Annotated in this window: 27 protein-coding genes and 1 tRNA gene; 10 read left to right on the top strand and 18 right to left on the bottom strand. The window is 65.5% G+C overall.

From position 1 onward, the window contains the following. The first annotated feature begins 399 nt into the window (after positions 1-399). Entirely contained in the window at positions 400-1,326 is a 927-nt protein-coding gene (locus tag AB4Y43_RS03990) for a DnaJ C-terminal domain-containing protein (protein ID WP_368684025.1), read from the top strand. Here the strand turns inward: AB4Y43_RS03990 and AB4Y43_RS03985 are convergent. From AB4Y43_RS03985 to ssuD, 5 genes are all read right to left on the bottom strand, one after another. After that, the gene (locus AB4Y43_RS03985) at positions 1,323-1,571 is read right to left on the bottom strand and encodes a DUF6566 family protein (protein WP_069267560.1); all 249 of its coding nucleotides are present in this window, start codon (positions 1,569-1,571) and stop codon (positions 1,323-1,325) included. The genes AB4Y43_RS03990 and AB4Y43_RS03985 overlap by 4 nt on opposite strands. 87 nt (positions 1,572-1,658) lie before the next feature. Then, complete coding sequence (locus tag AB4Y43_RS03980; RefSeq protein WP_028204871.1) at positions 1,659-1,874, bottom strand: molybdopterin-binding protein; 216 nt, start codon at positions 1,872-1,874, stop codon at positions 1,659-1,661. Between the two features lie 52 nt (positions 1,875-1,926). Further along, the gene (locus tag AB4Y43_RS03975; RefSeq protein ID WP_368616190.1) at positions 1,927-2,808 is read right to left on the bottom strand and encodes an ATP-binding cassette domain-containing protein; all 882 of its coding nucleotides are present in this window, start codon (positions 2,806-2,808) and stop codon (positions 1,927-1,929) included. Beyond that, on the bottom strand, positions 2,805-3,662 hold the full coding sequence (ssuC, locus tag AB4Y43_RS03970) for an aliphatic sulfonate ABC transporter permease SsuC (RefSeq protein WP_342945653.1): 858 nt from the start codon (positions 3,660-3,662) through the stop codon (positions 2,805-2,807). The genes AB4Y43_RS03975 and ssuC overlap by 4 nt, the downstream gene beginning before the upstream one ends. 38 nt (positions 3,663-3,700) lie before the next feature. Beyond that, complete coding sequence (gene ssuD, locus AB4Y43_RS03965) at positions 3,701-4,858, bottom strand: FMNH2-dependent alkanesulfonate monooxygenase (RefSeq protein ID WP_368727085.1); 1,158 nt, start codon at positions 4,856-4,858, stop codon at positions 3,701-3,703. 410 nt (positions 4,859-5,268) lie between these two features. Between ssuD and AB4Y43_RS03960 the strand changes: the two genes are divergently transcribed. Next, complete coding sequence (locus tag AB4Y43_RS03960) at positions 5,269-5,694, top strand: hypothetical protein (RefSeq protein WP_069267614.1); 426 nt, start codon at positions 5,269-5,271, stop codon at positions 5,692-5,694. A 94-nt stretch (positions 5,695-5,788) separates the two neighbouring features. Here AB4Y43_RS03960 and AB4Y43_RS03955 read toward each other — a convergent pair whose 3' ends face one another. From AB4Y43_RS03955 to AB4Y43_RS03935, 5 genes are all read right to left on the bottom strand, one after another. After that, positions 5,789-6,946 carry an enoyl-CoA hydratase/isomerase family protein gene (locus AB4Y43_RS03955; RefSeq protein WP_368727084.1) on the bottom strand — a complete coding sequence of 386 codons (1,158 nt, stop codon included), beginning with the start codon at positions 6,944-6,946 and terminating at the stop codon, positions 5,789-5,791. A 72-nt stretch (positions 6,947-7,018) separates the two neighbouring features. Further along, positions 7,019-7,732, bottom strand: coding sequence for a TetR/AcrR family transcriptional regulator (locus tag AB4Y43_RS03950; RefSeq protein ID WP_368727083.1), 714 nt, complete (start codon positions 7,730-7,732; stop codon positions 7,019-7,021). A 76-nt stretch (positions 7,733-7,808) separates the two neighbouring features. Continuing rightward, positions 7,809-8,093 (bottom strand): DUF1488 domain-containing protein, encoded by a 285-nt coding sequence (locus AB4Y43_RS03945; protein ID WP_069267565.1) that lies wholly within the window; start codon positions 8,091-8,093, stop codon positions 7,809-7,811. 144 nt (positions 8,094-8,237) lie between these two features. Then, positions 8,238-8,585, bottom strand: coding sequence for a multidrug efflux SMR transporter (locus tag AB4Y43_RS03940; protein ID WP_042268604.1), 348 nt, complete (start codon positions 8,583-8,585; stop codon positions 8,238-8,240). 4 nt (positions 8,586-8,589) lie between these two features. Beyond that, the gene (locus AB4Y43_RS03935; protein WP_342945649.1) at positions 8,590-9,087 is read right to left on the bottom strand and encodes a heme-degrading domain-containing protein; all 498 of its coding nucleotides are present in this window, start codon (positions 9,085-9,087) and stop codon (positions 8,590-8,592) included. Positions 9,088-9,319: 232 nt separating this feature from the next. Here AB4Y43_RS03935 and AB4Y43_RS03930 point away from each other — a divergent pair. The 7 genes from AB4Y43_RS03930 to AB4Y43_RS03900 all read left to right on the top strand — a co-directional run bounded on the left by AB4Y43_RS03930 (position 9,320) and on the right by AB4Y43_RS03900 (position 14,684). Then, positions 9,320-9,396: transfer RNA gene (locus AB4Y43_RS03930), tRNA-Met, on the top strand. 146 nt (positions 9,397-9,542) lie between these two features. Further along, a complete protein-coding gene (locus tag AB4Y43_RS03925; protein ID WP_069267568.1) occupies positions 9,543-10,088 on the top strand; it encodes an NUDIX hydrolase in 546 nt (181 codons plus the stop codon). Between the two features lie 26 nt (positions 10,089-10,114). Continuing rightward, positions 10,115-10,879, top strand: a complete 765-nt coding sequence (aat, locus tag AB4Y43_RS03920) for a leucyl/phenylalanyl-tRNA--protein transferase (RefSeq protein WP_069267569.1) — start codon at positions 10,115-10,117, stop codon at positions 10,877-10,879. A gap of 254 nt (positions 10,880-11,133) precedes the next feature. Next, positions 11,134-11,907, top strand: coding sequence for an arginyltransferase (locus AB4Y43_RS03915; RefSeq protein ID WP_069267570.1), 774 nt, complete (start codon positions 11,134-11,136; stop codon positions 11,905-11,907). 79 nt (positions 11,908-11,986) lie between these two features. Then, entirely contained in the window at positions 11,987-13,021 is a 1,035-nt protein-coding gene (locus AB4Y43_RS03910; protein ID WP_368727082.1) for a quinone-dependent dihydroorotate dehydrogenase, read from the top strand. 83 nt (positions 13,022-13,104) lie between these two features. Beyond that, complete coding sequence (locus AB4Y43_RS03905) at positions 13,105-13,902, top strand: cystine ABC transporter substrate-binding protein (RefSeq protein ID WP_342945629.1); 798 nt, start codon at positions 13,105-13,107, stop codon at positions 13,900-13,902. Positions 13,903-14,024: 122 nt separating this feature from the next. Next, complete coding sequence (locus AB4Y43_RS03900) at positions 14,025-14,684, top strand: amino acid ABC transporter permease (RefSeq protein ID WP_028204859.1); 660 nt, start codon at positions 14,025-14,027, stop codon at positions 14,682-14,684. A gap of 69 nt (positions 14,685-14,753) precedes the next feature. Here AB4Y43_RS03900 and AB4Y43_RS03895 read toward each other — a convergent pair whose 3' ends face one another. From AB4Y43_RS03895 to AB4Y43_RS03885, 3 genes are all read right to left on the bottom strand, one after another. Further along, a complete protein-coding gene (locus AB4Y43_RS03895; RefSeq protein ID WP_342945628.1) occupies positions 14,754-15,731 on the bottom strand; it encodes a Gfo/Idh/MocA family oxidoreductase in 978 nt (325 codons plus the stop codon). 178 nt (positions 15,732-15,909) lie between these two features. Continuing rightward, positions 15,910-16,626, bottom strand: a complete 717-nt coding sequence (locus AB4Y43_RS03890; protein WP_069267574.1) for a FadR/GntR family transcriptional regulator — start codon at positions 16,624-16,626, stop codon at positions 15,910-15,912. Between the two features lie 371 nt (positions 16,627-16,997). After that, positions 16,998-18,557 carry a mannose-1-phosphate guanylyltransferase/mannose-6-phosphate isomerase gene (locus tag AB4Y43_RS03885; RefSeq protein ID WP_368727081.1) on the bottom strand — a complete coding sequence of 520 codons (1,560 nt, stop codon included), beginning with the start codon at positions 18,555-18,557 and terminating at the stop codon, positions 16,998-17,000. Positions 18,558-19,320: 763 nt separating this feature from the next. Between AB4Y43_RS03885 and AB4Y43_RS03880 the strand changes: the two genes are divergently transcribed. Then, the gene (locus AB4Y43_RS03880) at positions 19,321-20,055 is read left to right on the top strand and encodes a Crp/Fnr family transcriptional regulator (RefSeq protein ID WP_368727080.1); all 735 of its coding nucleotides are present in this window, start codon (positions 19,321-19,323) and stop codon (positions 20,053-20,055) included. Positions 20,056-20,218: 163 nt separating this feature from the next. On the opposite strand, the gene AB4Y43_RS03875 is transcribed toward AB4Y43_RS03880, so the two are convergent. From AB4Y43_RS03875 to rnr, 5 genes are all read right to left on the bottom strand, one after another. Then, complete coding sequence (locus AB4Y43_RS03875) at positions 20,219-20,830, bottom strand: hypothetical protein (protein WP_368727079.1); 612 nt, start codon at positions 20,828-20,830, stop codon at positions 20,219-20,221. 72 nt (positions 20,831-20,902) lie between these two features. Next, positions 20,903-21,496, bottom strand: coding sequence for a hypothetical protein (locus tag AB4Y43_RS03870; RefSeq protein ID WP_069267578.1), 594 nt, complete (start codon positions 21,494-21,496; stop codon positions 20,903-20,905). Between the two features lie 809 nt (positions 21,497-22,305). Beyond that, entirely contained in the window at positions 22,306-23,001 is a 696-nt protein-coding gene (gene rpiA, locus AB4Y43_RS03865) for a ribose-5-phosphate isomerase RpiA (protein WP_069267579.1), read from the bottom strand. A gap of 112 nt (positions 23,002-23,113) precedes the next feature. Further along, on the bottom strand, positions 23,114-23,857 hold the full coding sequence (gene rlmB / locus AB4Y43_RS03860; RefSeq protein ID WP_069267580.1) for a 23S rRNA (guanosine(2251)-2'-O)-methyltransferase RlmB: 744 nt from the start codon (positions 23,855-23,857) through the stop codon (positions 23,114-23,116). A 220-nt stretch (positions 23,858-24,077) separates the two neighbouring features. Next, the gene (gene rnr, locus AB4Y43_RS03855; RefSeq protein ID WP_069267581.1) at positions 24,078-26,540 is read right to left on the bottom strand and encodes a ribonuclease R; all 2,463 of its coding nucleotides are present in this window, start codon (positions 26,538-26,540) and stop codon (positions 24,078-24,080) included. Between the last annotated feature and the right edge of the window lie 255 nt (positions 26,541-26,795).

Raw genomic sequence — 26,795 nt, 5'->3', positions numbered from 1 at the left:
CCCCAATAGCTGGGAACCCACGCACTCAAGGCAAGTAGCGAATAGAGCCATCGATGAGCGACTACCTGACCACGAACGAACTCGCCGACTGGCTTGGACTCAGTGCGGATACCAGAGCAACGAAATTAGGAGGAGCGGCTAAAATAGCGACAGCATTTCGGAATGCCCCGCCGCAAACCCACACCGGTGTGGGTCGATAAAGTGGGCCATATTCCGAAATCAAAATCACAGCGCTTTGATTTTTAACCTGAATTTGCTGTTCGCCGACTCGATTGCGATTCCTGTTGTCGTGGGTTCGAGTCCCATCAGCCACCCCAAAGAATTCAGCAGTGAACAAATGAGCCCGCACGGGTTGCGGGCTCAATTGCGTCTGTGCACGAGAGACACCCGGGAACGTCTTTGAGCTTCGAGCAATACTACAGGCGGCTGCACCTGCCGGAGACTGCGTCCCCGGCAGAAATCAAGCGCGCCTACCGTCAACTGCGCGCGAAGTACCACCCCGACCGCAACAAGGGTCGCGAGGCGGCAGTCGAGCCGGTCTTCAAGCTCATTCAGGAGGCCTTCGAGATTCTGAGCGGCAGGCGCATCGCGCCAACGGCGAGGACAACTGGCGCCGCGAGTTCGGCCGGCAAGACCCGCAACGGCGAAGCGCAACCGCGTCAGCGTCGCGCGGCGCCGCCCATGCGCGGCGCCAACTGCCTCGTCGAGCTATTCGTGCCGCTAGAAGTCGCGATCAATGGCGGCGGCGTTCAAGCCCACTACCCTGTCAAAGGTCCGTGTCCCGCGTGCGAACAGGAAGATCGCGGCGCGCTTTGCGAACAATGTCACGGCACCGGCGTAAAGACATGGCGCAAGTCGGAAGTGGTCGCAATTCCACACGGCGCATGGGACGGCCAGCGTCTGGTGGTGGCCGACGGCGGCCACCCCGGCGTGAACGGCGGCCCACCGGGAGACGCGACTTTCTCCGTCTCCATCGTTTGCGGCCCGGGCTTTACGCGCAACGGGCTCGATCTCGCTTGCGAGCTTCCAGTCGACTTCGTGACGGCCATGCTAGGCGGCGGCGTTCAGGCCAAGGTGCTCGGCCGCACGTTCGACGTGAAAATTCCGGCGAACGCGAATGCGCGCACGCCGATCCGTCTGCCGGGTCTTGGACTCGCGGACCGCAACGGCGGGCGCGGCAACCTCACGCTGCACCTGGTCCTCACGATGCCGGCCGCCGCTGCACATTTGACCGGGGCCGAGCGCCAGCAACTACGCGACATGTTCGCCGATGCAGCGCGCCGGGCAAGCCAGTCGCCCAGCGCGAGTTCGCAAGGCAAACGCTAGCTCGCTTGCGTGCCGCGCGCATCGATCCACGCGCGCGCCGCTTCGAAGCCCGCCTCGGCCGCCGCGTGCTCGGTGGACCAGAGGCGCGTGATAGGCACGAGCTGCCAGTCCTCCACGATCGTATCGTCCTTCAGCACACGATAGTGCGCCTTCACGCCCGTGAGCACCTGCTCGACTGCGACTTCAATATCGTAGTCCTTGTAGCGCTCCTGGTAGTCGCCCATGTCGATGCCCTTCGGCTCCATGCTCGCCTCTTCCGTCTTCCGTTGACGGTTCATGCTAGCACTTGCGCGCGCCGCGACTCGCAGGCGGCGCCGGCGCGCGGGCACGCTTCACAGGCGCGCGATCGAGACCTCCGTCGACTTCACCAGCGCGACCACTTCCGAGCCCACCTTCAACTCGAGTTCGTCGATCGAGCGCGTGGTGATGACCGAGGTGACGATGCCGAATGCCGTATCGACATCGACTTCCGAAACGACGGGCCCGCGAATGATTTCCTTGATCTTGCCGCGAAACTGGTTGCGCACGTTGATAGCGGTAATGCTCATAGATTCGGCTCCGTGGGTTCGGGTAAAAACAACAGGATTCCTGATGAATAATTTAAGCCACTGCGCCCGTTGGCCGCCCGGCGGCTGGCAGTGGGCCGTGGCCTAGCACCCGCTGCAGCACGCTCTCCTCGAGCGCAGCAAAGCGTGCGTCGACGCGCGCCCGCGGGCGCTCGAGCGGCACGCGCTGATCGAGCGCGATGCGCCCTGCCTCGACGAGCAGAATACGGTCGCCGAGTGCGACAGCTTCGTGCACGTCGTGCGTCACCAGCAACGCGGTGAAGCGATGCTCGCGCCACAGGCGCTCGATCAGCGCATGCATCTCGAGGCGCGTCAGCGCGTCGAGTGCGCCGAGCGGCTCGTCGAGCAGCAACAGGCTCGGACGATGCACGAGCGCACGGGCGAGCGCAACGCGCTGGCGCTGGCCTCCCGAGAGGCGCGCGGGCCACTCGTCGGCGCGCGCGAGCAGGCCCACTTCGTCGAGCACCGCGCGGGCGTCGTCACGCGCGCCGCGCCCGAGTCCGAGCATCACGTTCTGCAAGACGGTCTTCCACGGCAAGAGGCGCGCGTCCTGAAACATGATGCGCGTATCGAGCGGCGCGCCATCTGCGCCGCGCCGCTCGACCACGCCCTCGTCGGGCGTTTCGAGGCCGGCGATCAGGCGCAGCAACGTGGACTTGCCGCAACCGCTGCGTCCGACGATCGACACAAAACTGCCGCGCTCGATCGCGAGGTCGAAGCCGGCGAGCACGGCGTGCTCGCCGTAGCGCTTGCCCACACCGCGAAGGGCAACGGCGGCGTCCACTTCGGGCGTAGGCGTACGCGGTGCCACGCCCTCGCGCGCCGCTTGCGCCCTGTCGTTGCGCTCGCGCGCCTGCACGCGACCGGCATCTTCCCACCCCACACCGTAATTCGACGCCAGTTGACTCGCGCTCATGCTTCGTTCTCCTGTTGATAAGCGGGGTGCCAGCGCAGCGCCACGCGTTCGAGCGACTTCGCAAGCCAGTCGGCGAGCTTGCCGAGCGCCGCATAGAGCAGGATGCCGACCACCACCACATCGGTTTGCAGGAATTCGCGCGCGTTCATCGTCATGTAGCCGATGCCCGACTGCGCGGAGATCGTTTCGGCGACGATCAGCGTCACCCACATCAGCCCAAGCGCAAAGCGCACGCCGACGAGAATCGATGGCAACGCCCCCGGCAATATCACCTCGCGATAGAGCGCGAAACCCTTGAGCCCATAGCTGCGCGCCATCTCGACGAGATTGGCGTCCACCGAGCGGATGCCGTGAAACGTATTCACGTAGACGGGAAAGAACACGCCCAGCGCCACGAGAAAGACTTTCGCCTCCTCGCCAATGCCGAACCACAGAATCACGAGCGGAATCATGGCGAGCGCCGGGATATTGCGGACCATCTGCACGGTCGAATCGAGCGCGGTTTCCGCGGGCTTGAAAAGCCCGGTAGCCAATCCGAGCACGAGCCCGATGCCGCCGCCGATCGCGAACCCCGAAAGCGCCCGCCACGTGCTCACGCGCACGTCCGCCCACATTTCGCCCGACTCGATCAGCGACCAGGCCGCCCGCACTACGGCGAGCGGCTCGGGCAGCACGCGCGTGGAGAGCGCGCCGCTTCTTGCGGCGATCTCCCAGATCACCAACACCGCCAGCGGCACGAGCCAGGGCGCGAGCCGCCGCCGGCTCCCCCGCACGAATCTCCGCGCGGCGCGCAGCGCACCGCCTGGGGTGGTGTGATCGCGCGCGGGTGCGGCCCTTACTACGGATTGCGTCATCGTTGCATCCTCCACGATTGCTGCCGTTCTCCAGCGCCTCAGCTCTGGCTCACTTTCGGCAGATAGTGATTCCCGACCACTTCGCCGAAAGGCCCCGAAAGGGGGCCGCCCGCGCCCTTCGCCGTGCGCCCAGGCAGCAGCGGGAACACGAGTTCCGCAAACCGGTAGGATTCCTCGAGATGGGGATAGCCGGACAAGATGAACGTCTCGATGCCAAGCTGCGCGTATTCCTTCATGAGCGCGGCCACCTGTTCAGGATTGCCGACGAGCGCCGTGCCCGCGCCGCCGCGCACGAGGCCCACGCCAGCCCACAGGTTCGGATACACCTCGAGGTCCTTGCGCGTGCCGCGCTTGCCGCCGTGCAGCGCGGCCATGCGGCGCTGGCCTTCCGAATCCATCTTCGCGAATGCGGCCTGGGCGCGCGCAACCGTCTCGTCGTCGAGGTGGCTGATGAGCTTGTCGGCGGCGGCCCACGCTTCGTCTTCGCTCTCGCGCACGATCACGTGCAGGCGAATGCCGAAGCGGATCGTGCGGCCGTGCTCGGCGGCGCGCGCGCGGATGTCGGCGATCTTGCGCGCGACGGCTTCGGGAGGCTCGCCCCACGTCAGATAGGTGTCGATGTGCGCGCCCGCCATGGCGTGCGCGGCCGGCGACGAGCCGCCGAACCACAACGGCGGATGCGGATGCTGCGCTGGCGGATACAGCACTTTGCCGCCTACCGAGCGCAGATGTCGCCCCTCGAAATCGATCGCCTCGTTCGCGTGCGACGCGGCGAGCAGCTTGCGCCAGACATGCAGGAACTCGTCGGTGATTTCGTAGCGCGTGTCGTGATCGACGAAGAGGCCATCGCCTTCCAGCTCGGCCGTGTCGCCGCCCGTCACGACGTTGATGAGCAGACGGCCATTGGAGAGCCGGTCGAACGTCGCGGCCATCCGTGCGGAGAGTGCCGGCGACGAGAGGCCGGGGCGGATCGCCACGAGGAACTTCAGGCGCCGTGTCGCGGCGATGAGGCTCGACGCCACGACCCACGCGTCCTCGCACGAGCGCCCGGTAGGCAGCAGGACGCCTTCATAGCCGAGCGTATCGGCGGCGACGGCGATCTGCTGGAAATACGCGAGATCGGCCGCGCGCGCGCCCTGGGTCGTGCCCAGATAGCGGCTGTCGCCGTGGGTCGGGATGAACCAGAACACATTCATGCATTGCTCCTGCCTGGAAATTCGAAACGAATCGGGTGACTGCCGGCCAGCGAGCACGCGCGGGCACGCCGCGCAAGCGAATGCGCCGCTCGTGGCTCGATTGAGAGGATTCGACAGCAGACGGAATGCGCCGGCGCGTTCCCCGTGCGCCTCGCGAGAGCGCCCGGCGACGGCGGCGCCGTCTTCATGGGGAACCAGTCTAGGGACCGCTCGCACCCTTTAGAACGATTTTTTTGAGCTTAGGTTTTCCACTTTCGTGCTTTACCCGACGCTTTAGCGTACGGTGCGCCTCGCGCGCACCGCGCGCCGATATAATGGCGCACGCACCCACAAAAACACCGGCACGCCGCGCGCATCACGCTCCATAAGGCGCGTTGCGCAGCGAGGCCAAGAAGCTCTCGCACGATTCCATGCAAAAACTGATTCTGCCGTTCGTATCCGGCTTTCTCGCGTCGCTCTTCTTTCGCGAAGCGACGCTCGCGCTCCTGCATGCCGCCCAGGTCATCGACGCGGCCGGATTTTCGACGAACCCATTCCAGCCGCTCGGGCTGCCCGAGTTCCTCGTGAATGCGATCTGGAGCGCCATCTGGGCCGTGCTGATGGCGTGGCTGCTGCGCGTGTCGCCTTCGCGGCCCGCGCCGTGGGTTCAGGCCTTCGTGTTCGGCGGCATCGTCCTCACTGCGGCAATGGTGTTCGTCGTCGATCCTCTGCGCGGCATCTGGCCGACCGGCAACATGCTGCCGCGGCTTGCCACGGGCTTCGCCTCGAATGCGATGTGGGGTTGGGGCGCGCTGGTTTTCATGCGCGCGTTCATGAGCGAAACGGCCGAAGACTGACTGCGCCTGCGGGCCGTGCGCCATGCGCGGCCCGCGTTTTCCCACCGCGCTTTCCCCCTCACACCTCCTCCACTGCTCCCTCGCGCCAGCCAGCTCAACCGATGAGTTCGCGCAGCGGGTGCTCCATCAAGCGCCAGGGGCTCTCGAACATCCGCTCGACGTCTTCGCGGCGCACGTCTTCGATATTCGCGAAGCGCCAATGCGGTTGATTATCCTTGTCGATGATGCGCGCACGGATGCCCTCCAGCACGTCGCCAATCGCGAAGCTCGAGCGCGTGAGGTCGAGGTCGCGGCGCAGACAGTCGGCCATCGTGCCCTCCGCGCGCGAGACCACCTCGAGCGACACCGCCATGGAAAGCGGCGAACGCTCGCGCAGAACGTCCACCATCTGCCCGGCCCATTTTGCCTCGTCGCCCGCGCGCGCATGGCGAGCGGCTTCGAGCGATGCCAGCATGGCCGGCACATCGGCAAGCGAGAAATGCTGGTCGATCCAGCCGCGCACCGCGGCCAGCGACGATCCTTCGGCGAGGCGCCGCAATTCGGGCGCGGGCAGCGCCGCCTGGCGCATGCGCGCGACCACTTCCGCGCCGCTCGCAAACGGCTCGCTCTCCAGCGCATCGAGCAGCGCCGGCCACGCAGACTCGTCGAGCGACGCATCGGCCAGGCCCGCATACACGGCGCTCGCCTGATCGAGCGTCTCGCCTGTCACCGCGAGATACCGGCCGATCGCGCCAGGCGTGCGCGCGAGGAACCAGCCCATGCCGACATCGGGAAAGAGGCCGATGCGCGTCTCCGGCATCGCCATGCGCGTGGTCGGACCCACGAGCCGCAGCCCGCCCGTGCGATGCGCGCCCTGCGAGATGCCCATGCCGCCGCCCATGACCACGCCGTTGAGCATCGCGATGTACGGCTTCGGAAACGTGAAGATGGCGTGGTTGAGGCGATATTCGTCGGCGAAGAACGTGTCGAGCGCCGCCTGGTCGCCCGCGCGGTACGACTCGTACAAAAAGCGAATGTCGCCGCCCGCGCAGAACGCGCGCGGGTGGCGCGTACGCACGATCACCGCGAGCACGTCCGGGTCGTCGCGCCAGCGATCGAGCGCGGCGTGCATCGTGCGGACCATGGCGGTGGTGAGCGCATTGAGCGCCTGCGGGCGCTCGAGTTCGATATAGCCGATGCGGTTCGCTACGCGCGTAAGCACGTGCGAGTCGGCGTCGGCTGCGGTCGGGCTTGCGTTGGCTTCGTGTGACATGGCGATTGGCAAGGCAGAACGATGAGCGGCGCCTGAATCGGGCGAGGCGCGATCACAGGCATTCTGAGGCTATCACGACGCCACACCGGGCGCTTGCGCGGCCGGCGACGCAGCCGCAGCGGCGCGCGCGCCGAACCACGCATCGAGCGTGGCGTCGATCAACGGACCGGGCGCCGCGTGCTCAAAGCCGGCACGCGCGAGCGTGAGCATCACCGCGCCGTGCAGCGTGGCCCAAAGCGACTGCGCAAGCAGGGGCCCATCGACATGCGCCCCGCTTGGCGGCGTCAGCACGGACAGCGTCGCGGCAAAGAGTTGTGCGCCGCAGGCCGGCGCAGCGCCGGCCTCAGGCTCGCCCGCCGCCTCGGCCAGCGCGGCGCGATGACGGCGTGCGGCCGCTCCCACGTGCTCTGCGCGCGTCTTGTGCGCCATGAAGATGAGTTCGTAAGTCTGCGGATGGTCGCAGCCGTACGCCACGTATGCATGCGCGAGGGCATGAAGCCGTTCGCGCGCGTCGGCGATCAGCCCGAGCGGTTCGAGCTGCGCAAGCAGTTGCGCGTAACATTCGCGGCCGAGCGCCTCGGCAATCTCGTCGCGGCCGGCGAAATAAAGATAGAGGGACGCAGGCGAATAACCGATCGCGTCGGCGATCTTGCGCATGGAGAGCGCAGCGAGCCCTTCGCGCATGACGATGCGGCGCGCAGCGTCGAGGATGCGCTCGCGCTGATCGTGCGCGCGCGCTGCGTGCCTTGCGTGGAGTTCGCGGTCCTTGCGTTCGACGATGCTCATGACGACGCTAGCCAGTTGCGGCAACCGAAATTTCCCGTGACGCCCGTGCGGGGCGTGCCTGACTACGCGTACAAGCCTACGAGTCCAGGCGTCCGGGGGGAAAGTGACCGCTCTTGAGCAGCACCGGCGTGCCGTTGCTGAGTTCGAGATGGGCGCGCGCCACAGCTTCGATGCGCGATCGGCCGGCGTCGAACGCCTGCATCCACGCGTCGCGGTTCGCGGGCAGCGCACCGAAATGGTCCTCGAGCGCCTCGACGGAAATCGCGCAGGGAACGCGTGTGCCGTCGACGAGCGCGGGAAAGACCACGGTCAGATTGGCGTCGCGATAGAGCGGCGCGTCGGCGGGAAAACGAATGATCATGTCCAGCCCCAATGGGGAAAATCAGCAGAAAGCACTGCCGCCGGAGGACGACGCGGTGCACGGCGGTAACCGGCCATGTTACGCGCGAGGCGCAATGTCTGGCGCGAATGTGGCCAGTGCGGTGGCCGGTTCGGCCGCCGTCTTTCAATGCGCCTGCATCTTCGAGAACAGATTCAGCACGACCACGCCGGCCACAATGAGCCCGAGCCCGAGCACGGCCGGCAGATCGGGCACCTGCCGATAGAGCGCCATCGCCACGAGCGTAATGAGCACGATGCCCACGCCCGACCACACCGCATAGACGATGCCCACCGGCAAACTGCGCAACGTGAGCGAGAGCCCGTAGAACGCAATGCCATACCCCACCACGACGATCGCCGACGGCACGAGCCGCGTGAAGCCATCCGACGCGCGCAACGCAGAAGTGGCGATGACTTCCGCGACGATCGCGATGACGAGCCAGGTCCAGGCCGAGAACGGAGGAATGCGCATCGTCTCAGACCTTCGCGAGCGCGAGCTGCGCGTAGTCGGCGTTGAGTTGCGCGCAGAGCGCTTCGACTACCAGTTCGTGATCGGCGCGCTGCGGCAGGCCCGAGACCGTGATCGAGCCGATCACGCCCGTACCCTCCACCGTGAGCGGAAACGAACCGCCATGCGGCGCGAAATCGGCGATCGGCAGGCCGTGCTTGTCGGCAAGCGTCGAACCGGTTTGCTGCATGCGCAGGCCGATCGCATAGGAGCTGCGCCGAAAGTGCTCGACCACGCGCGACTTGCGGCGCACCCAGTCGGCATTGTCGGGCGTGGCGCCGTCCAGCGCGCAAAAGAAGAGCTGCTGGCCGAAGGTGCGCACATCGATGGCGACGGGCAGCGCGCGGGCGCGCGCGAGTTCATGCAGATGCGAGCCGAGCTGCCAGGCACGATCGGCGTCGAAACGCGGGAACACCAGCGCATGCTCTTGCGCGGCTATCGATTGCAGATCGAGGGGAATGTCCATGGAAGAGGCAAATGAGGCGCAGTGCGTTGTCGCAGTGCGTTGTACAAGGCAACGGCGCAGCGTGAACATCGCGAAGAGCGTGCACGGCGCCGAACGAGCCCCGATTCTATCCTGACGATTCAAGAAGCCATCCACGCGTGTCCTGCAAACTTTTTGCAAACGCGTGGAAAGGCGCTCGTCATTTGTTGTTGCAACGCGGCGCGAACTGTCATATAATCTTTTCTTCGACGGACGCGGGGTGGAGCAGTCTGGCAGCTCGTCGGGCTCATAACCCGAAGGTCGTAGGTTCAAATCCTACCCCCGCAACCAGCAGAATTCGAAAGGGTTACAGGTCATTGGCCTGTAACCCTTTTTCCGTTTACGCCTCTTCCAGGCGCGGTCTTCCCATCGTTGGGCACATGAGCGAAGCCGCTGAGCGGTGATAAACTCGCATCACCCATCCCCCTATCGTGCCCATGAAATTCTGCTCGACTTGCGGTCAGGCGGTCAGCCTGCTCATTCCGCCCGGCGACAATCGCGAACGCTACGTCTGCTCACACTGCGGCACCATCCACTATCAGAATCCGCGCAACGTGGTCGGCACGGTTCCGGTCTGGGAAGACAAGGTGCTGTTGTGCCGCCGCGCGATCGAGCCGCGCTACGGCTACTGGACGCTGCCCGCCGGCTTCATGGAGATGGGAGAGACGACCGCCGAAGCCGCGGCACGCGAAACGCTCGAGGAAGCCGGCGCGCGCGTCGAGGTGCAGAACCTCTTTTCGCTCCTGAACGTGCCGCGTGTGCATCAGGTGCATCTGTTCTATCTCGCGCGCCTGCTCGACATCGATATCGCAGCCGGCGAGGAAAGTCTCGAAGTGCGGCTTTTCGACGAGCACGAAATTCCCTGGGACGACATTGCGTTCCCAACGGTCGGGCAGACCCTGCGCTGTTTCTTCGCCGATCGCCAGTCGGGCAGCTTCGGGCTGCACACCGGCGACGTCCTGCGCTCGCTGCGCGACGGCTGATCGCCCTTCTAACCAAGCCCGCGACGATGGTCCCCTGGCTTTCGCCCGACGAACCGTTTCCCGCCGTCGAGCGCGCACTCGGCGCGTCGAGCGGCGCGCCAGGCCTGCTCGCCGCCAGCGCGGACCTGCTGCCGTCACGCCTCATCGATGCCTACCGGCGCGGCATTTTCCCGTGGTACTCGGACGGCCAGCCGGTGCTCTGGTGGAGCCCCGACCCGCGCATGATCCTGCGCCCCGACGAATTCAAGGTCTCGCCCTCCTTCAGGAAAACGCTCAAGCGTGTGCTGCGTGAGGACGCGTGGGAAATTCGCGTCGACAACAATTTCGCCGCCGTGATGCGCGCGTGCGCGAACGCGCCGCGGCGCGGCCAGCGCGGCACGTGGATCACCGGCGACGTGATCGACGCCTACTCCACCCTGCACCGCGTGGGCGATGCGCACAGCGTCGAGGCCTGGTTCGGCGGCGAGCGTGTGGGGGGCCTCTACGGCGTGGCGCTCGGCACGATGTTCTTCGGCGAGTCGATGTTCGCTTCCATGACCGACGCGTCGAAGATCGCGCTCGCGGCCCTCGTCGCGCATCTGCGCCGTCACGGCGTCGAGTTGATCGATTGCCAGCAGAACACCGCGCATCTCGCCTCGCTCGGCGGGCGCGAAATCTCGCGCAAGGCGTTCATCGCCCACGTGCGCACGCACGTGAATGCCGCGCCCATTCCCTGGAAGTTCGACAAAGCCGTGCTCGCCGATCTGCTCGGCGGCAGGGGCGCGCCAGACGAGTTCTTGCCCGCAGCGTGAATGGCAGGCGAGCGGCAAATGAGTGGCACATGAGCGGCGTATGATCGCTCGCGTGCGGGCTTGCGACAGCCCACGCAATTCGATGGATACATGTTCGGCGTCAATGTTAGACTGAATAGCGAACCCATCGCAGCCCGGCCTTCCCTGGCACGCCCTGTGCGGCGCGCCGTATGGCCTGGCAAGGCTTGCGCGTGAGGCTGGGTGCGCGACGCGCGCGCCACGCGACGATCCGAACTGCTACGAGAGCTGCCAACGTGACGCATCCAAACGAGCTGCCGCTTTCACCGCTTTCCGCGCTGCAATTCTATGCAACGGCGCCCTACCCCTGTAGTTACCTGGAGGGGCGCATCGCGCGCTCGCAGGTGGCAACGCCCAGTCATCTCATCAACTCCGACGTCTATACCGATCTCGTGAAGGCCGGCTTCCGGCGCTCGGGCGTGTTCACCTATCGCCCCTACTGCGATGGCTGCCGCGCGTGCGTGCCGGTGCGTGTGCCGGTCGAGCGCTTCACGCCGAGCCGTACGCAGCGTCGCGCGTGGAAGCGGCACGGCGCGCTCGTCGCCACGGTCGCGCCGCTGCACTACGACGAGGCGCATTACGCGCTCTACATGCGCTATCAGTCCGCGCGCCACGCGGGCGGCGGCATGGATCGCGACAGCCGCGACCAGTACGAGCAGTTCCTGCTGCAAAGCCGGATCAACTCACGGCTGGTCGAATTCCGCGAACCGGACCCTGCTCATCCGGACGAGCCCGGCGCGTTGCGCATGGTGAGCATGATCGACATCCTCGGCGACGGGCTCTCGTCGGTCTACACGTTCTTCGACCCGGACACGCTCCACACGAGCTACGGCACCTACAACATCCTCTGGCAGATCGAGCAGGCCCGCAGCCTTCAGCTGCCTTACGTGTATCTCGGCTACTGGATCCGCGAGAGCCCGAAAATGGCCTACAAGGCGCACTTTCAGCCGCTCGAAGGGCTCTTCGACGGCGCATGGGCGCCACTCACGCCGCTCACGCCCGAAGCCTGAGCCCGCGGCGCATCGCCCAGGGTCCGCGTTACCGCTAAAATAGCGGGTTCCCATTTTCTGGCGCCCGCGCCTTCTTCCCGTGTTCAGCACCCTTTACCCGTTCGTCCGCGACCAGCTCTTTCGCATGGACGCCGAAGACGCCCATCACCTCTCGCTGCGCATGATCGGCGCCGCCGGCCGCACCGGCATGGCGGGCCTGCTCGCCCCGCGCGTGCCCGATTCGCCGCGCACCGTCATGGGCCTCACCTTCCGCAACCCGGTGGGACTCGCCGCGGGCCTCGACAAGGAAGGCGCCGCGATCGACGGTTTCGCCGCGCTCGGCTTCGGCTTCATCGAGGTGGGCACCGTGACGCCGCGCCCGCAGCCGGGCAACCCGCGCCCGCGCATTTTCCGGCTGCCGCAGGCGGGCGGCATCATCAACCGCATGGGGTTCAACAACCACGGCGTCGAGCAGTTCGTGAAGAACGTGCAGGCCGCGCGCTATCGCGGCATTCTCGGCCTGAATATCGGCAAGAACGCCGACACGCCGATCGAGCGCGCCGCCGACGACTATCTCTTCTGCCTCGAGCGCGTCTATCCGTTCGCGAGCTACGTGACGATCAACATCTCGTCGCCGAACACGAAGAATCTGCGCCAGCTGCAAGGCGGCGGCGAACTCGACGCGCTGCTCGCCGCGCTCAAGGACAAGCAGCAGCGTCTCGCAGACATGCACGGCAAGCTCGTGCCGCTCGCGCTGAAGATCGCGCCCGATCTCGACGACGAGCAGGTCAAGGAAATCGCTGATACGCTCCTGCGCCACAAGATCGAAGGCGTGATCGCGACCAACACCACGCTCTCGCGCGCGGCGGTGGAAGGCATGCCAAATGCGAACGAAACGGGTGGCCTCTCGGGACGCCCGGTATTCGACACCTCGAACAACGTGATCCGTAAGCTGCGCGCCGAATTGGGCGGCGACGTGCCGATCATCGGCGTGGGCGGCATTTTTTCGGGCGACGACGCGCGCGCGAAGATCGCGGCCGGCGCCTCGCTCGTGCAGGTCTACACGGGCTTCATCTACCGCGGCCCGGCACTCGTCGCCGAATGTGCGCGGGCGCTGGCCCCGGGCCGCGCGTAAAGCTATAGTGGCAGGCTAGTCATGGCGCATCGGAGGCGCTGTGCGCTAGCACCAGAATCGCAGCAGCAGAACAAGAGGAAAACATGAAATCCGGTTTGCTGAAAAAACTCCTTGCACTTGCAATCGTTGGCGCATCGTTCGTCGCAGCCAGCGCCCACGCCGATGACCTGCTCGACCAGGTCAAGGCGCGCGGCACGCTGCGCATCGGTCTCGAAGGCACGTTCCCCCCGTTCAACTCGAAGGCGCCCAACGGCGAACTGGTCGGCTATGACGTCGACATCGCCCGAGCCGTCGCCGCGAAAATGGGCCTCAAGCCCGAATTCGTCACGACCGAATGGAGCGGCATCATCGCGGGCCTGCAGGCAGGCAAGTTCGACGTGATCGTGAACCAGGTCGGCGTGACCGACCAGCGCAAGGCTGTGCTCGACTTCTCGCCGGCGTACACGTACTCGGCCGCGCAGCTCATCCAGCGCAAGGACGACACGCGCGAGTTCAAGACGCTCGAAGACCTGAAGGGCAAGAAGCTCGGCGTCGGCCTCGGCACCAACTACATGGACATGGCCAAGTCGGTGCCGGGCATCGACGTAAAGACCTACCCGGGCGCTCCCGAGTATCTGCGCGACCTCGCAGCGGGCCGCCTCGACGCGGCGCTCAACGACCGCCTGATGCTCGCCTACCTGCTGAAGAACTCGCAGTTGCCGCTGCGCACGGGCGCGATGGTCGGCGCCGGCAACCCGTCGGCCATCCCGTTCAAGAAGGGCAATCCGAAGTTCGCCAAGGCGATCGACGACGCGATGACGCAACTCGAAGCCGATGGCACCTTCACGAAGATCTCGGACAAGTGGTTCGGCATCGACGTGACCAAGCCGATCTCGCAATGATCCGGCAATGATCGCGAGCGCCGCACAGTCCGGCTGACGCGAAGGGCGGCATCGCACGATGCCGCCCTTCGCACATATGCCTCCATTGCAAACCGCGCCACTTCCATTCGTTACCTACGCCCATGCCCATCTATACGCTCATCATCCAGTCGCTGCCGGTGCTCGCACAGGGCGCGGTGCTGACGGTCAAGTTCGCCGTGCTTTCGATGATCTTCGGGCTCATCGGCGGTGCCGTGCTCGCGCTCATGGGCATCAGCTCGAACCGCACGCTCGTGTTCATCGCGCGCGTGTATGTGAGCCTGATGCGCGGCACGCCGCTGCTCGTGCAGATCTTCGTCATTTATTACGGATTGCCGAGCGTCGGCATCTCGCTCGACCCGACGCCCGCAGGCGTGATTGCGCTCTCTGCGAACGTGGCGGCCTATCTCTCGGAGAGCATGCGTGGCGCGATTCTCGGCATTCATAGCGGACAGTGGCTTGCGGCCTATAGCCTAGGCCTCTCGCGCACGCAGACGCTGCGCTACGTGATCGCGCCGCAGGCGTTGCGCATCGCCGTGCCGAGTCTCTCGAACAGCCTCATCAGCCTCATCAAGGACACCTCGCTCGTTTCGGTCATCACCGTGACAGAGCTGCTGCGCAGCGCGCAGGAAATCATCGCTTCGACGTATCAGCCGCTGCCGCTCTATCTCGCGGCCGCCGCCGTGTACTGGGTGCTTTGCCAGGTGCTCGAATGGGTGCAGCACTGGTACGAAAGGCGCCTCGCGCTGCCTGCGCGCCACTGATAGCACATGCGTTTACAGACACGGCCCGCACATGCGGGCCGTTTCGCTTACGGGCCGCTGTTTAGCGTGTCATTCGCACGGAAAACGCAGTCCGAGCGCCGCTCGCGCCGCGTCGGCCATGGCGAGCATGCGGCGCGAGGTATCGTGCGTCATCACCGGGCTTTCGAGCGCACCCGCGCGCAGCAGCTCGCAGAAGTGCGCCGTTTCGTAGTTGAGGCCGCCACCCTCGAACGGCTCGTCGAGTTCGACGACGCGGCCATCCACATAGCGCACCGTTGCGCGAACCGGATTCCACCAGTTCGCGTGTATCGTCACGTTGCCGTGCGGCCCCGCCAGCAGTGCGTCGCCATAACCGTGCAGATCGAGCCCGCAGAATAATTGCGCAATACCGCGCTCATGCTGGCAATTGAGACTCGCGAAGGTATCCACGCCAGTCGAGCCGAGGCGCCCGACGGTCTGCACCTCGCGCGGCGCGCCGAGCCAGTCGACGGCAAGAAACATTTCGTACACGCCGATGTCGAGCAGCGCACCGCCCGCTTGCTCGAACGAAAGCGATGGATGGTCAGCAGGCACGCTGGCCACCGAACAGCCCGCGCGCACGAGCCCGACCGGCCCGATGGGGTCATCGTCCAGTTGCGCGCGCAACTTTCGATAGAGGGGATAAAACGGCGGCTTCATCGCCTCCATGAAGAGGCGCTGCGCGCGGCGCGCCGCGTCGAGCACGCGTTCGAGCTGCGCGCCGTTGACCGTGGCGGGCTTTTCGCACAGCACGGGCAGGCCGGCTTCGAGCGCGGCAATGGCGTACTGGGCGTGACTGTCCTGCATCGTGGCGATATACACGGCGTCGATGCCGCTCGCGAAGAGCGCATCCACGCTCTCGCACGCCTGCGCGCCGCAGGTCGCGGCAAACGCCTGCGCAGTGGCCGCGCGCCGCGACCAGACCGCTTCGACGCGCGCATGCGGCACGTGCGCGACGCCCTGCGCGAAGCGATGCGCAATGCGGCCCGCGCCGACGATGCCCCAACGTATCGTTTGTGTTTCGCTCATGTGCTGCGTGCTCCGGCTGTGAAGTCGAGGGCGGCCGCACGACGTACGTCATGTACGTCACGCGCGGCGCACCCAAAGACACGCACGATACCGGCACACGCGGCGCGCCGCAATGCGCTCGCATCGATCCACGCACAGCGCCTGGATCGATGCGAGCGAAGCGACGCCGCGAACGGCCTTAGCGCTGCTCCAACTCCGGCGCGAGCGCGCGAGTGAGTTCGTCGGCGGTGTATTCGATCATCGCGAGCGCGGCCGCTTCGGCTTCCTTCGGCGCACGCCGCTCGATCGCTTCGACGATGCGCCCATGGGCCGCCACGACGTTGTTCCAGCCGCCGTCACGCGTGCTGAGAATCGGATTCACCAGCGAGAGCGCGCCACGAATGATCGCGGCCATCTGCTGATAAAACTGATTCCCGCTCGCCGCGAGGATGCGCGTGTGCAGAAGCGCGTCGGCGGTCTGGAAATTCGGATCGTCGGTGCTCGTCTGGCGCAGCGCCTCGAACGCCTCGCGAATGCCGGCAATGTCGGCCGCGCTCGCGCGTGTGGCCGCGAGCGCGCACGCCGCCGGTTCGATCAGGCCGCGAAATTCGATTACGTCGCGCAAAAACGTCTTGTCCGGTTTCGAGCGGAAACGCCAGTTCACGACGTCCTCGTCGATCATGCGCCAGTCGCGCATGGGCCGGATGCGCGTGCCTATTTTCGGCCGCACGTCGAGCATATGACGCGCGAGCAGCATGGAGAGCGCCTCGCGCATCACCGTGCGGCTCACGTCGAACTCCTTCGAGAGGATGTCCTGCGGTGGCAGCACGGCGCCATACCGCTCCTCGACGATGCCTGAAATCAGCCCGTCCATCACCTTGCTGACGAGCGAGCGTTCCTTGTTCCCCAGTTCCATGACCCTACCCCCCCGATGTGGGCGTTATCGCCCCTGTTTGCCGGATACTGCGCGGGCCCTCGTGCGTCGTCGAACTTAGGTATTACGTTGCATGCGCTTCGCATAATTCGCCAGCCAGGATATCTCCTGACATGATGCTTGCGGCATGCATCTTGTTCGTATTTACGCGTGTTACGTCGGCCCTTGCGCTGCTGTTTTTGTAAGGCGATCGTATGGATCGCCCGCTTACTTCAATCGGCACGCTTTCAACTGGCTTCAAATCGATCGGCAGTCCCTGGCTGTGCATATGCAGGGATGCCGGCGTGCATGTTTCTTCTGCGCACGCTTTTTCGCGCGCGGCCCAACATCGTGCTTTTCAATGTTGTACTTGTTCACCGTTGTATCCGGCCGTACTCATCGTCGAAGCGCACGATGTCGTCTTCGCCCAGATAACCGCCTGACTGAACCTCGATGATCTCGAGCGGCGTCTTGCCCGGATTCTCCAGCCGGTGCCTCACTCCCAGCGGGATATAGGTCGATTCGTTTTCCGAAAGCAGGAAAACCTCCTCGCCGCGCGTGACGCGCGCCGTGCCACGCACCACGGTCCAGTGCTCCGCGCGGTGATGATGCATCTGCAGCGACAGCCGCCCGCCCGGCTTCACGACGATGCGCTTGACCTGGAAGCGTTCGCCCTGATCGAGCGAGTCGTAGCAGCCCCACGGCCGCTCCACGCGCCGGTGATGCTGCGCGACCGCGCTGCGCTCCTGCCTGAGCTTGCCCACGATCGCCTTGACGTCCTGCACGCGATCTCTCGCCGCGACGAGGACCGCGTCGGCCGTTTCGACCACCACCACGCCGTGGACACCCACGCAGGCCACGAGCCGTCCGTCCGAATGTGCGAACGTGTCGGTCACGTCTTCGAACATCACGCGCCCGCGGGCCACGTTGCCGCTCTCGTCCTTGTTCGACACCTGCCACACCGCATCCCACGCGCCCACGTCGGACCAGCCGGCCACGAGCGGCACGACCACGCCCGCGAGCCGTGCGTCGGCGCCGAGCGACTCCATCACCGCGTAGTCGATGGAATCGGACGGGCACGCGGCGAGCGCTGCTGCGTCGAGATGCACGGTGCCGTCGGCGTCGATGGCGGCCGCCTCGAACGCCGCCGCGCATTGCGCCGCGATAGCCGGCCGGCAGTGCGCGATCGCGGCAAGCCACACCGATGCGCGCACCACGAAAATGCCGCTATTCCAGAGGTAATCGCCGGAGGCCACGTAAGTCGCCGCGAGTTCGGCGCCCGGCTTTTCCACGAAGCGCTCGATCACGCGTGCGCCGCTCGCGCCGAGCGCCGCGCCCGCGCCGATGTACCCGTAGCCGGTCTCCGCGCGCTGCGGCGGCACGCCCAGCGTGACGATCGCGCCGCGCGCCGCATACCCCACCGCTTCTTCGAGTGCGGCGGCAAACGCGGCGCGATCCGCGATCAGGTGGTCCGCCGGCATGGCGATGAGCACCGGGTCGCTGTCGCATCCGGCAAGCGCGCCATCGCGACCGAGCGTCGCCTCGTGCCCGGCGCGCGCCGCCAGCGCCGCCACAGTGAGCGCCGGCGCCGTGTTGCGCGCGACCGGTTCGAGCACGACGCGAGCGGGCGTGCCGCTGCGGCCGAGCCGGTCGACGGTCATGAGCCGCAGTTCCTCGCTGCTCACGACGACAGGCGCGGCCTTGCGGATCGCCGCGCCCGCCTCGGCATACACCCCGTCGAGCCGCCGCACCGTGGCTTCGAGCAGCGACTCGCCGTCGAGCACGTCGATCAGCTGTTTCGGGCAGTGCTCGCGCGAGAGCGGCCAAAGCCGCGTGCCCGAGCCCCCGGCCAGCACCACGGGCTGAACGATGAGCGCGACTTCGGGTTCATTGGCTGCCGCGATCAAACCGGCAGGCGTCACAAGCTGATTCATGCAGTGAGCTCCCCGTTGAAATACGTCGGGTCACGTCGACGAACGCCGCGCCTGCCTGCCGGCGGGCTCGTGCGAAGCGTCACGCGCCTCCCGGACCTCTAAAGCCTCACAACGCCTCGAGGCTTTTTACGGACCTCATTGGAGCAAACCTCGGCATGCCAATCTGTACGCATACCCACACTGATCGCATGCGCAACGGCGGGCGCGCCGTAAAGCCACTCGCACGCGACGTTTCAGCGCCGAACTTTTTTTCGGCGGCTTCGTTTGCGTTGCAACAGAACTGAATCAAAACCGCTTGTTTTCTGGTCGCTGCCCGAATCGCCCCGGAGCCATGTTTCAACGAGGAGCCATTTCTGAATCCCCCGCTCGACAGGGGAAATAATTCAATGAAATCACCGGCTTGCGACTTCCACCGAGGCGATGCGCAGGGCGGTGGTCCGCGAATTCGCCGTACAAAACTGAAACAAAAATGCGGTGTTTCGCCGCGCTGCCGCATGGCCGACTCGCGCTCAGCCGCTTCAATGCGTGCTTTCGCACCAACTGGCACACACCCTGCTAAAGAGAGATCGCCACACGAGCGCAGATGCGGACGAACGAAACCGCGCAGACAAACGCGAGAGTGGGACGAGGCACGAACAAGCGGGACTATGGGGCCGGCACGACGAACACAAGAGCCGCACGGGAAACGGCAGACAACAACGAGTTCGGCGCACGGAATCAAAAAACAGGAGGCGGCTCGCGCCGCTTCGCACGAGGACCAGTCATGTTAACCCTTCAATCCGATCTTCACGGCAACCATTTGCTGGGCGCCCTCCCGTCGTACGAATGGCAGGCTCTCGCCCCGCACCTCGAACTCGTTCATCTGCGCACCGAACAGTTGATCTGCGATTCCGGCCAGCGCATTCATCACGTGTACTTTCCGACTACCGCGATCGTCTCGCTGCTTTCGACGATGGAGGACGGCAGTTCGGTCGAAATCGCGGCAGTCGGCCGCGAAGGCATGACGGGCGTGCCCGTGCTCACGGGCGGCGAAACGATGCCGAACCGCGTGCAGGTGCAATGCGCGGGCTTCGCCTATCGCATGAGCGCGCAAGCCCTCAAGCAGCAATTCGCGCGCTCGGACTTCCTGCGCCGCCTCATGCTGCTCTATATGCACGCGCTGCTCACGCAGGTCGCACAGACCGCTGCGTGCAATCGTCACCACTCGCTCAGCAAGCAGCTGTGCCGCTGGCTGCTGATCGAAGTGGACCGCGTGGCGTCCAACGATCTCAGCGTCACGCAGCAGCTCATCGCCGACATGCTCGGCGTGCGCCGCGAAGGCGTTACCGAAGCGGCCGGCAAGCTGCACGACGAAGGCCTGATCCATCACAGCCGCGGCCATATCCGCGTGCTCGATCGCGAGGGCCTCGAAGCCCGCGCCTGCGAGTGCTACGGGCTCGTGCGCCGCGAATTCGACCGGCTGCTGCCGCGCCTGCACCAGGCGGAAACAGTCGAATGAGCGCGTAATCGCGCGCGTTTTCGTTGCGCACCGCGAGTTCATTCGCGTCTCGTCAAGCAAAGTCGAAGGGAACAGCATTGCACAGGATTCCGAATCGATCGCATCTTGCGGTGCCAGCTGAAGAGAACAGGAGCGCGCCCTCTTCTCTTCAGCCTTGCGCGATTCAATGAGCCGAAGGCACGACCGCCTGTGCAAGCGGCAAGGCGGGCAAATGCTCGCGTTCGCGCACGAACGGGTCGGTCGGCTCCTGAAGCTTCGAGTCCGGGCTCGTGTCGGCATTGCGCAATTGCATGGGTGCGCCGTCGTTCTTCGCGACCTTGCGATTGTCGCCGCAAGGATGATCGGTCAGCGCGGCAGCCTCGCGGAAGTCGTCTTCCTGACACATGATGTTGAACGCAATGTCCTTGCGGTCCATGCGCCATGCCACAGCCGCATTCAAGCGCTTGTTGCAGTCCATGTCCTTGATGGTGCCCGCCGCCGTCGCGCCCACGCCCACCACCGACACCGCGGCGGAAATGCTGCCCCAGCAGGTCTCGGTCACCGAGGCCGTCAAGGCCGGCGCATAGACCGTCGGCGTCGTGCGCACATCGTAGCCGCCGTGATACGTGACGTCCGACGTACCGCCGCTCGGCAATACGACGGTATTGGAAACCGTGCTCATCTGGCTCGACGTGGACGTGGTCCCCGACGTCATCGTCGGCGTGGTTTGCGCCCACGCGGCGCCTGCAAACAGCAACACCCCGGCAACGGCCATTTTTTGTTTCAGCTTGCTCATTCTTCTCTCCGTGAACGGAAAGGGGGCAGCGCCCCCTCTCCGACGCGCTAGTGAACGGCTGACCCGTTCGGATTACCAGTGCATGCCGCCCGTGAGCGAACCCGAACCGCCCGCTGCGACGATGCCGACGCCGCCATCGGCATTGGCCGTGCCGGTGCCGTTCGCGCTCGCGTTCGACGTGAAACCCGAGCCGCCGTAGCTGCCGCTCGAACCGTTGAACGACGTGTTGATCACCGACGAATTGAAGTTCTGCGAACCCGACTGCGTGGCGCTCGTGAAGCCGAGCGTCGACGAATTCTGGTTCGTGGTCGTCGTGCCGGTCTGGCCGACGTTGCCGTTAGCCGTCTGGCCGTAAGTCTGCGAGTTGCCGTTTTGCGTCGTGTAGCTCGAACCGAACGTGAGGCTCGCGTTCGAGAACGACTGGTTGCCTTGCGACACCGTAGCGTCGATATGACCCGGCACCGTCAGCGCCGACGTGAAACTGCCGTTGACCGACGAGGTCGAGTTCGACGTGAGTGCCGTAGCGCCAAAGCCGACGCCCGCTGCGCCCACCGCCGACGTGGTGGAGGACGACGGCGCGCCCATACCGCCGGCACCGCCTGCGAATGCGGCAGCCGAAGCGAAAGAGAGCATGGCGGCGAGCGAAATGGCCTGAATCTTCTTCATGATTGTGGTCTTCCTGATAAAACAGGGGAACGTTGGATGAATGCGCGCACACTCCCCTGATAGTGCGGGCGCATTTAACACGACTTCAATTGCAATGTCGATAAAATCACTGCATTTACGACGCGCGAATATCCCCGCGGACCAGCCCGATATAGGAAGACCGTTTAATGGAGTTACCAGATTAGATTCGCGCGCAGAACGCCACCAAGCTTTACGCATTCGCGCAAATCAGGCGATCAATGCAGAATTGAAAATCCAGAGAGCAAAAAGGAATACCCCGTAAAACCCTGTGCCTTTTTTCGGACCTGCATTGAATAGTAGTCCGACACAAATCGTTCAACACCCGCTGTTGTCATTATTTCCCCGTGCGCCACGCAGCGTACGCCAGCAACTTTCACGCACCGCCTGACCGAAACCCATGAGCCGCCGCGCATTTTCGCGCGCCGCCCTTCCCCTGTCCGGTCGCTTCGACGTCTCTTTTAGCGAACTTTTTGCATAACGCCGCCGGACGGTGAATTTATATCTCAGACAGTCAGATTATTGCTACGTCATTCGCATTTTTGTGTGCGGTTCTCAACGTAGCGAATTGCGAACGCCTTGAATTCGGAGATTCCCTTTCAAAAATCATCGAAGGGCAAATTGAAGTCTCAGATAGATGCGCGGACAACCAGATCCGGAAAATCGCGTTCTTTTAATGATTAATCGCGACGTTCGGTTCGGCAGGCCACGCAGGCCTGCCGGAATAAAGAGCGGCAGCGCACAGGCAATCAGGCGCAAGCCTGTTGCACGCGCCGCTCGCGCGAGGCCGCTCAGGCCTTGCGGTAATCGATGCGCTCGACGCCGGATTCGCCGCCGAGCAGGCAGAAGTCCGCGCCGCGTGCGGCGAACAGACCCACCGTCACCACGCCCGGCCATGCGTTGACATGCGCCTCGAGCGTGCGCGGGTCGCTGATGCGCAGACCCTTCACGTCGAGAATCTCGTTGCCGTTGTCGGTGATAAAGGGCGAGCCGTCCTTTTGCACGCGCAGCACCGGCACGCCGCCGAGCGCCGTCACGCGGCGGCCAATGGCCGTGCGCGCCATCGGCACGACTTCGATGGGCAGCGGGAACTGGCCGAGCACGTCGACGCGCTTGCTCGCATCGGCGATGCAGACGAACACGTCCGACACCGAAGCCACGATCTTCTCGCGCGTGAGCGCGCCGCCGCCGCCCTTGATCATGGCGCCGGCGCCGTCGATTTCATCGGCGCCGTCCACGTATACGGGCAGCGATTCGATCTCGTTGAGGTCGAAAATCTTGAAGCCGTGTGCTTCGAGGCGCGCGGTGGTCGCGACCGAGCTCGACACGGCGCCGCGGTAGCGGCCCTTGCTCGCCGCCAGCGCGTCGATGAAGCAGTTCGCAGTGGAGCCCGTGCCGACGCCGATTACGACGCCTTCCGGCACGTTCGCGTTGACATAGTCGGCGGCGGCCTGGCCGACCAGTTGCTTGAGTTCGTCTTGAGTCATGGGAGTACAGCCCGAGGAGGAGAAAAACGCGGAATCCGCATAGTTTACCGGAGATGCGGGCACGGGCTGCCCGCATCTCGCAGGATCGCGAAACGGCTGACCCTGCCGGCGGTCAGCGCGCGGCCGAGCGTTGGCGCACCGCTTCGAACAGGCAGACGCCCGAAGCGACGGAAACATTCAGGCTCTCGACCGTGCCCGCCATCGGAATCTGCATGACTTCGTCGCAGGTTTCGCGCGTGAGGCGGCGCATGCCCTCGCCTTCGGCGCCGAGCACGAGCGCGACCGGACCGTCGAGCTTCGTCTGGTAGAGGCTCGCGCTCGCGTCGTCGGCGGTGCCGACCACCCACACGCCCGCGTCCTTGAGCTCGCGCAGCGCACGCGCGAGGTTCGTCACGGTGATATAGGGCACGGTGTCCGCCGCGCCGCTCGCCACCTTCGCGGCCGTGGCGTTCAGACCGACGGCGCGGTCGCGCGGGGCGATCACCGCGTGCGCGCCGGCCGCGTCGGCTACACGCAGGCACGCGCCGAGATTGTGCGGATCGGTCACGCCGTCGAGCACGAGCAAGAGCGGCGAGCCCTGGATGCCGTCGAGCAGCTCCGCGAGATTCTGCGCGAGCGCCAGATCGTGCACGCGGGCCACCACGCCCTGGTGGCGCTCCGTGTGCGCGAGACCCCAGAGGCGCGTTTCGTCGGCCGCGATCACGCGCGCGCCGGCTTCCTTCGCGGTGTGCAGGAAGTCCTGCATGCGGCGGTCGCGGCGCGTCGGATCGTAGTAGACATCCTCGACCGTGGACGCGTCGTGCCGCAAGCGTGCGGTCACCGCATGAAACCCGTAAAGAACCTTGAGACGTGACATGACTGATACAACCCCTGATGAACGTTTCGCGGCGCAGACACAGCGCCGCCAGCAACGATAGTCAGCCGGCCGCATCGTGCGGTCCGGCGTATGCAAGCCGCGCGCCCATGCGGCAAAACCCGGCGCGGCAAGCAAGTGAAAAAACCGGGCACGCGCACGGCGGCGCGGCCCGGATAGGTACTGGCTGCGGAGCGCGTTTGACGCTCCGCATGCATGGCGCTCAGCGCTTCTTGCGCGGCGCCTGCTTCTTGGGCGCCGGCTTCACGGCCGAGCGCTTCTTCGCGGTCTTGGCGGCGCCGCGTGCCGCGCGCGCCTCCTTCACCGCGACGCTCGGCGCCGGCGCAGCCTTCTTCTGGCGCGCCATGTCGCCGCCCGGCAGCGCGCGCACACGCGGTCCACCTTCCATGGTGCTCTTGTCGACCGGCATCGGCCGGTTGCCGCCCGGCTTCACGGGCGTATCGCGCACGAGGCGGAAGTCGATCTTGCGTGCGTCGAGATCCACGCGGCTCACCTGCACGCGCACGCGGTCCGACAGACGATAGCGAATGCCCGTGCGCTCGCCACGCAGTTCGTTCTTGATCTCGTCGTACTGGAAGTAGTCCGAGCCCAGTTCCGTCACGTGCACCAGACCTTCGATGAAGAGCGCGTCGAGCTGCACGAAAATGCCGAACGACGTCACGCCGCTCACCATCCCGCCGTACTCTTCGCCGAGCTTGTCGCGCATGAAGTAGCACTTGAGCCAGGCTTCGACGTCGCGCGAGGCTTCGTCGGCGCGGCGCTCGTTCGCCGAGCAGTGCAGGCCCAGTTCTTCCCAGATCGCCGTGTTGGCGCCGCGGGCGCGCTTGCCGCGCTTCTCCTCGTCCTCGGCCTGCAGCGCGCGGGCGCGCGGCGAGAGCGCGGTATTGAGCTCGACGCCCTCGGGCGCCTGCGGCTGGTACTTCTTGCCCTGCAGGATCGCGTAGATCGCGCGGTGCGTGAGCAGGTCGGGATAGCGGCGAATCGGGCTCGTGAAGTGCGCGTAAGCCTCGTACGCAAGACCGAAGTGACCGATATTGTCCGGGCTGTACACGGCCTGCTGCATCGAGCGCAGCAGCATGGTCTGCAGCATCTGCGCGTCGGGGCGGTCGCGGATGTGCGCCATCAGCGCGGCGTAGTCGCTCGCGTGCGGCGTGTCGCCGCCGCCGAGCGAAAGGCCCATGCCACGCAGGAAGGTGCGCAGGTTTTCGAGCTTTTCGGCGGTCGGCCCCGCGTGCACGCGGTACAGGCCCGGGTGCTTGTGGCGCTTCATGAAGTCCGCCGCGCACACGTTGGCCGCGAGCATGCACTCTTCGATCAGCTTGTGCGCATCGTTGCGCTGGCGCGGCACGATCTGCTCGATCTTGCCTTGCGCATTGCAGACGATGTACGTCTCGGTCGTATCGAAATCGATCGCGCCGCGCTTCTGGCGCGCGGCGAAGAGCGACTTGTACACGCCATAGAGATTCTGCAGTTGCGGCAGCAGCGCCGCGCGGCGCGTTGCCTCGGGGCCCTTGGTGTTGGTCAGCACCGCCGCGACTTCGGTATACGTGAGCCGCGCCGCCGAATGCATGACGCCCGGATAGAACTGGTAGGCCTTGATCTCGCCGCGCGCGGTGATCACCATGTCGCACACGAGCACACAGCGGTCGACGTGCGGATTGAGCGAACAGAGCCCGTTCGAGAGCTTCTCGGGCAGCATAGGAATCACGCGGCGCGGGAAATACACCGACGTGCTGCGCTCGATCGCGTCCACATCGAGACCGCCGCCCGGCAGCACGTAATGCGAGACATCGGCGATGGCGACGATCAGGCGGAAGCCCTCGCCCTTGCCCACCTGCATCGGCTCGCAATACACGGCGTCGTCGAAGTCGCGCGCATCTTCGCCGTCGATGGTGACGAGCGGCACGTCGCGCAAGTCCACGCGATAACGAATGTCGGTGGGACGCACGGCGTCGGGCAGCTTCGCGGCTTCGTCGAGCGCGCTCTTGCTGAACTCGTGCGGCACGCCGTACTTGCGCACGGCGATCTCGATCTCCATGCCCGGATCGTCGATGTCGCCAAGCACTTCCATCACGCGGCCGAGCGGCTGCGAGTGGCGACTGGGGAAATCGGTGAGCTCGACGACAACGACCTGGCCGACCTTGGCCTTCTTGGGATTCTGCGTGACGAGGATATCGTGGCCGATGCGCTTGTCTTCCGGCGCGACGATCAGCGCGCCGTTCTCGTTGAGCAGGCGCCCGATGACACTGCGGTTCGCACGGTCGGTGACTTCGACGATATGCCCTTCCGGCCGCCCGCGCCGGTCATAGCCGACGATGCGCGCAAGCACGCGGTCGTTGTGCATGACCTTCTGCATTTCGCCTTGCGGCAGGAACAGATCGTCCTGCCCGTCGTCGCGCACGAGGAAGCCGTAGCCGTCGCGATGCCCCTGCACGCGACCGGCGACGAAATTCGAAGGATGGGCGAGCTGGTAGTGGCCGCGCGAGTCGAGCCGGATCTGCCCGTCGCGCTCCATGGCGGCGAGCCGCCTGAAGAACCCTTCACGCTCCTGGCGCTTGATGGAGAGCGCCTCGGCGATATCGTTCGCGGTGCACGGCGAGTCGCTGGTCCGCAGCACGCCGAGAATCTCTTCGCGGCTGGGAATCGGATACGGATATTTGCTCAAGGGCTTATCGATGGTTGTTCTCGTTGCGTGGACGTCGGATTTCGCGCGGCCCGAATGTGCGATACATGCGGGCGGCGCCCGGTCTTCGAGTGCTGCAATCTGCCGGCCTGTACGTGGATTGCCTGACCGCTCGCGCTGCGTGCGCCACGCTGCACGCAGCACCAGAATCACGGACTTTGGCCGGCGGAACTTCTGCGAGGCATTCTAACACTCGCATCGCACCCTACGAGCCGTGGGAGCGGCCTTGCGGCGCGA

The organism is Paraburkholderia sp. BR10872 (assembly GCF_040965835.1).
GTDB classification, from domain to species: Bacteria; Pseudomonadota; Gammaproteobacteria; order Burkholderiales; family Burkholderiaceae; genus Paraburkholderia; species Paraburkholderia nodosa_A.
Note: the sequence above shows the minus strand (reverse complement) of the source record. Positions and strands in the feature narration are given on the sequence as shown.

Coding starts and splice junctions, on each gene's coding strand:
- AB4Y43_RS03975 (WP_368616190.1), bottom strand. CDS start 2,808: ATGAGCGCGAGTCAACTGGCGTCGAATTACGGTGTGGGGTGGGAAGAT.
- AB4Y43_RS03945 (WP_069267565.1), bottom strand. CDS start 8,093: ATGATCATTCGTTTTCCCGCCGACGCGCCGCTCTATCGCGACGCCAAT.
- AB4Y43_RS03955 (WP_368727084.1), bottom strand. CDS start 6,946: ATGTCACACGAAGCCAACGCAAGCCCGACCGCAGCCGACGCCGACTCG.
- AB4Y43_RS03885 (WP_368727081.1), bottom strand. CDS start 18,557: ATGAATCAGCTTGTGACGCCTGCCGGTTTGATCGCGGCAGCCAATGAA.
- AB4Y43_RS03985 (WP_069267560.1), bottom strand. CDS start 1,571: ATGGAGCCGAAGGGCATCGACATGGGCGACTACCAGGAGCGCTACAAG.
- rlmB (WP_069267580.1), bottom strand. CDS start 23,857: ATGTCACGTCTCAAGGTTCTTTACGGGTTTCATGCGGTGACCGCACGC.
- AB4Y43_RS03935 (WP_342945649.1), bottom strand. CDS start 9,087: ATGGACATTCCCCTCGATCTGCAATCGATAGCCGCGCAAGAGCATGCG.
- AB4Y43_RS03905 (WP_342945629.1), top strand. CDS start 13,105: ATGAAATCCGGTTTGCTGAAAAAACTCCTTGCACTTGCAATCGTTGGC.
- AB4Y43_RS03925 (WP_069267568.1), top strand. CDS start 9,543: ATGAAATTCTGCTCGACTTGCGGTCAGGCGGTCAGCCTGCTCATTCCG.
- ssuC (WP_342945653.1), bottom strand. CDS start 3,662: ATGACGCAATCCGTAGTAAGGGCCGCACCCGCGCGCGATCACACCACC.
- AB4Y43_RS03960 (WP_069267614.1), top strand. CDS start 5,269: ATGCAAAAACTGATTCTGCCGTTCGTATCCGGCTTTCTCGCGTCGCTC.
- aat (WP_069267569.1), top strand. CDS start 10,115: ATGGTCCCCTGGCTTTCGCCCGACGAACCGTTTCCCGCCGTCGAGCGC.
- AB4Y43_RS03950 (WP_368727083.1), bottom strand. CDS start 7,732: ATGAGCATCGTCGAACGCAAGGACCGCGAACTCCACGCAAGGCACGCA.
- AB4Y43_RS03880 (WP_368727080.1), top strand. CDS start 19,321: ATGTTAACCCTTCAATCCGATCTTCACGGCAACCATTTGCTGGGCGCC.
- AB4Y43_RS03980 (WP_028204871.1), bottom strand. CDS start 1,874: ATGAGCATTACCGCTATCAACGTGCGCAACCAGTTTCGCGGCAAGATC.
- AB4Y43_RS03895 (WP_342945628.1), bottom strand. CDS start 15,731: ATGAGCGAAACACAAACGATACGTTGGGGCATCGTCGGCGCGGGCCGC.
- AB4Y43_RS03870 (WP_069267578.1), bottom strand. CDS start 21,496: ATGAAGAAGATTCAGGCCATTTCGCTCGCCGCCATGCTCTCTTTCGCT.
- rpiA (WP_069267579.1), bottom strand. CDS start 23,001: ATGACTCAAGACGAACTCAAGCAACTGGTCGGCCAGGCCGCCGCCGAC.
- AB4Y43_RS03875 (WP_368727079.1), bottom strand. CDS start 20,830: ATGAGCAAGCTGAAACAAAAAATGGCCGTTGCCGGGGTGTTGCTGTTT.
- AB4Y43_RS03890 (WP_069267574.1), bottom strand. CDS start 16,626: ATGGAACTGGGGAACAAGGAACGCTCGCTCGTCAGCAAGGTGATGGAC.
- AB4Y43_RS03900 (WP_028204859.1), top strand. CDS start 14,025: ATGCCCATCTATACGCTCATCATCCAGTCGCTGCCGGTGCTCGCACAG.
- AB4Y43_RS03940 (WP_042268604.1), bottom strand. CDS start 8,585: ATGCGCATTCCTCCGTTCTCGGCCTGGACCTGGCTCGTCATCGCGATC.
- ssuD (WP_368727085.1), bottom strand. CDS start 4,858: ATGAATGTGTTCTGGTTCATCCCGACCCACGGCGACAGCCGCTATCTG.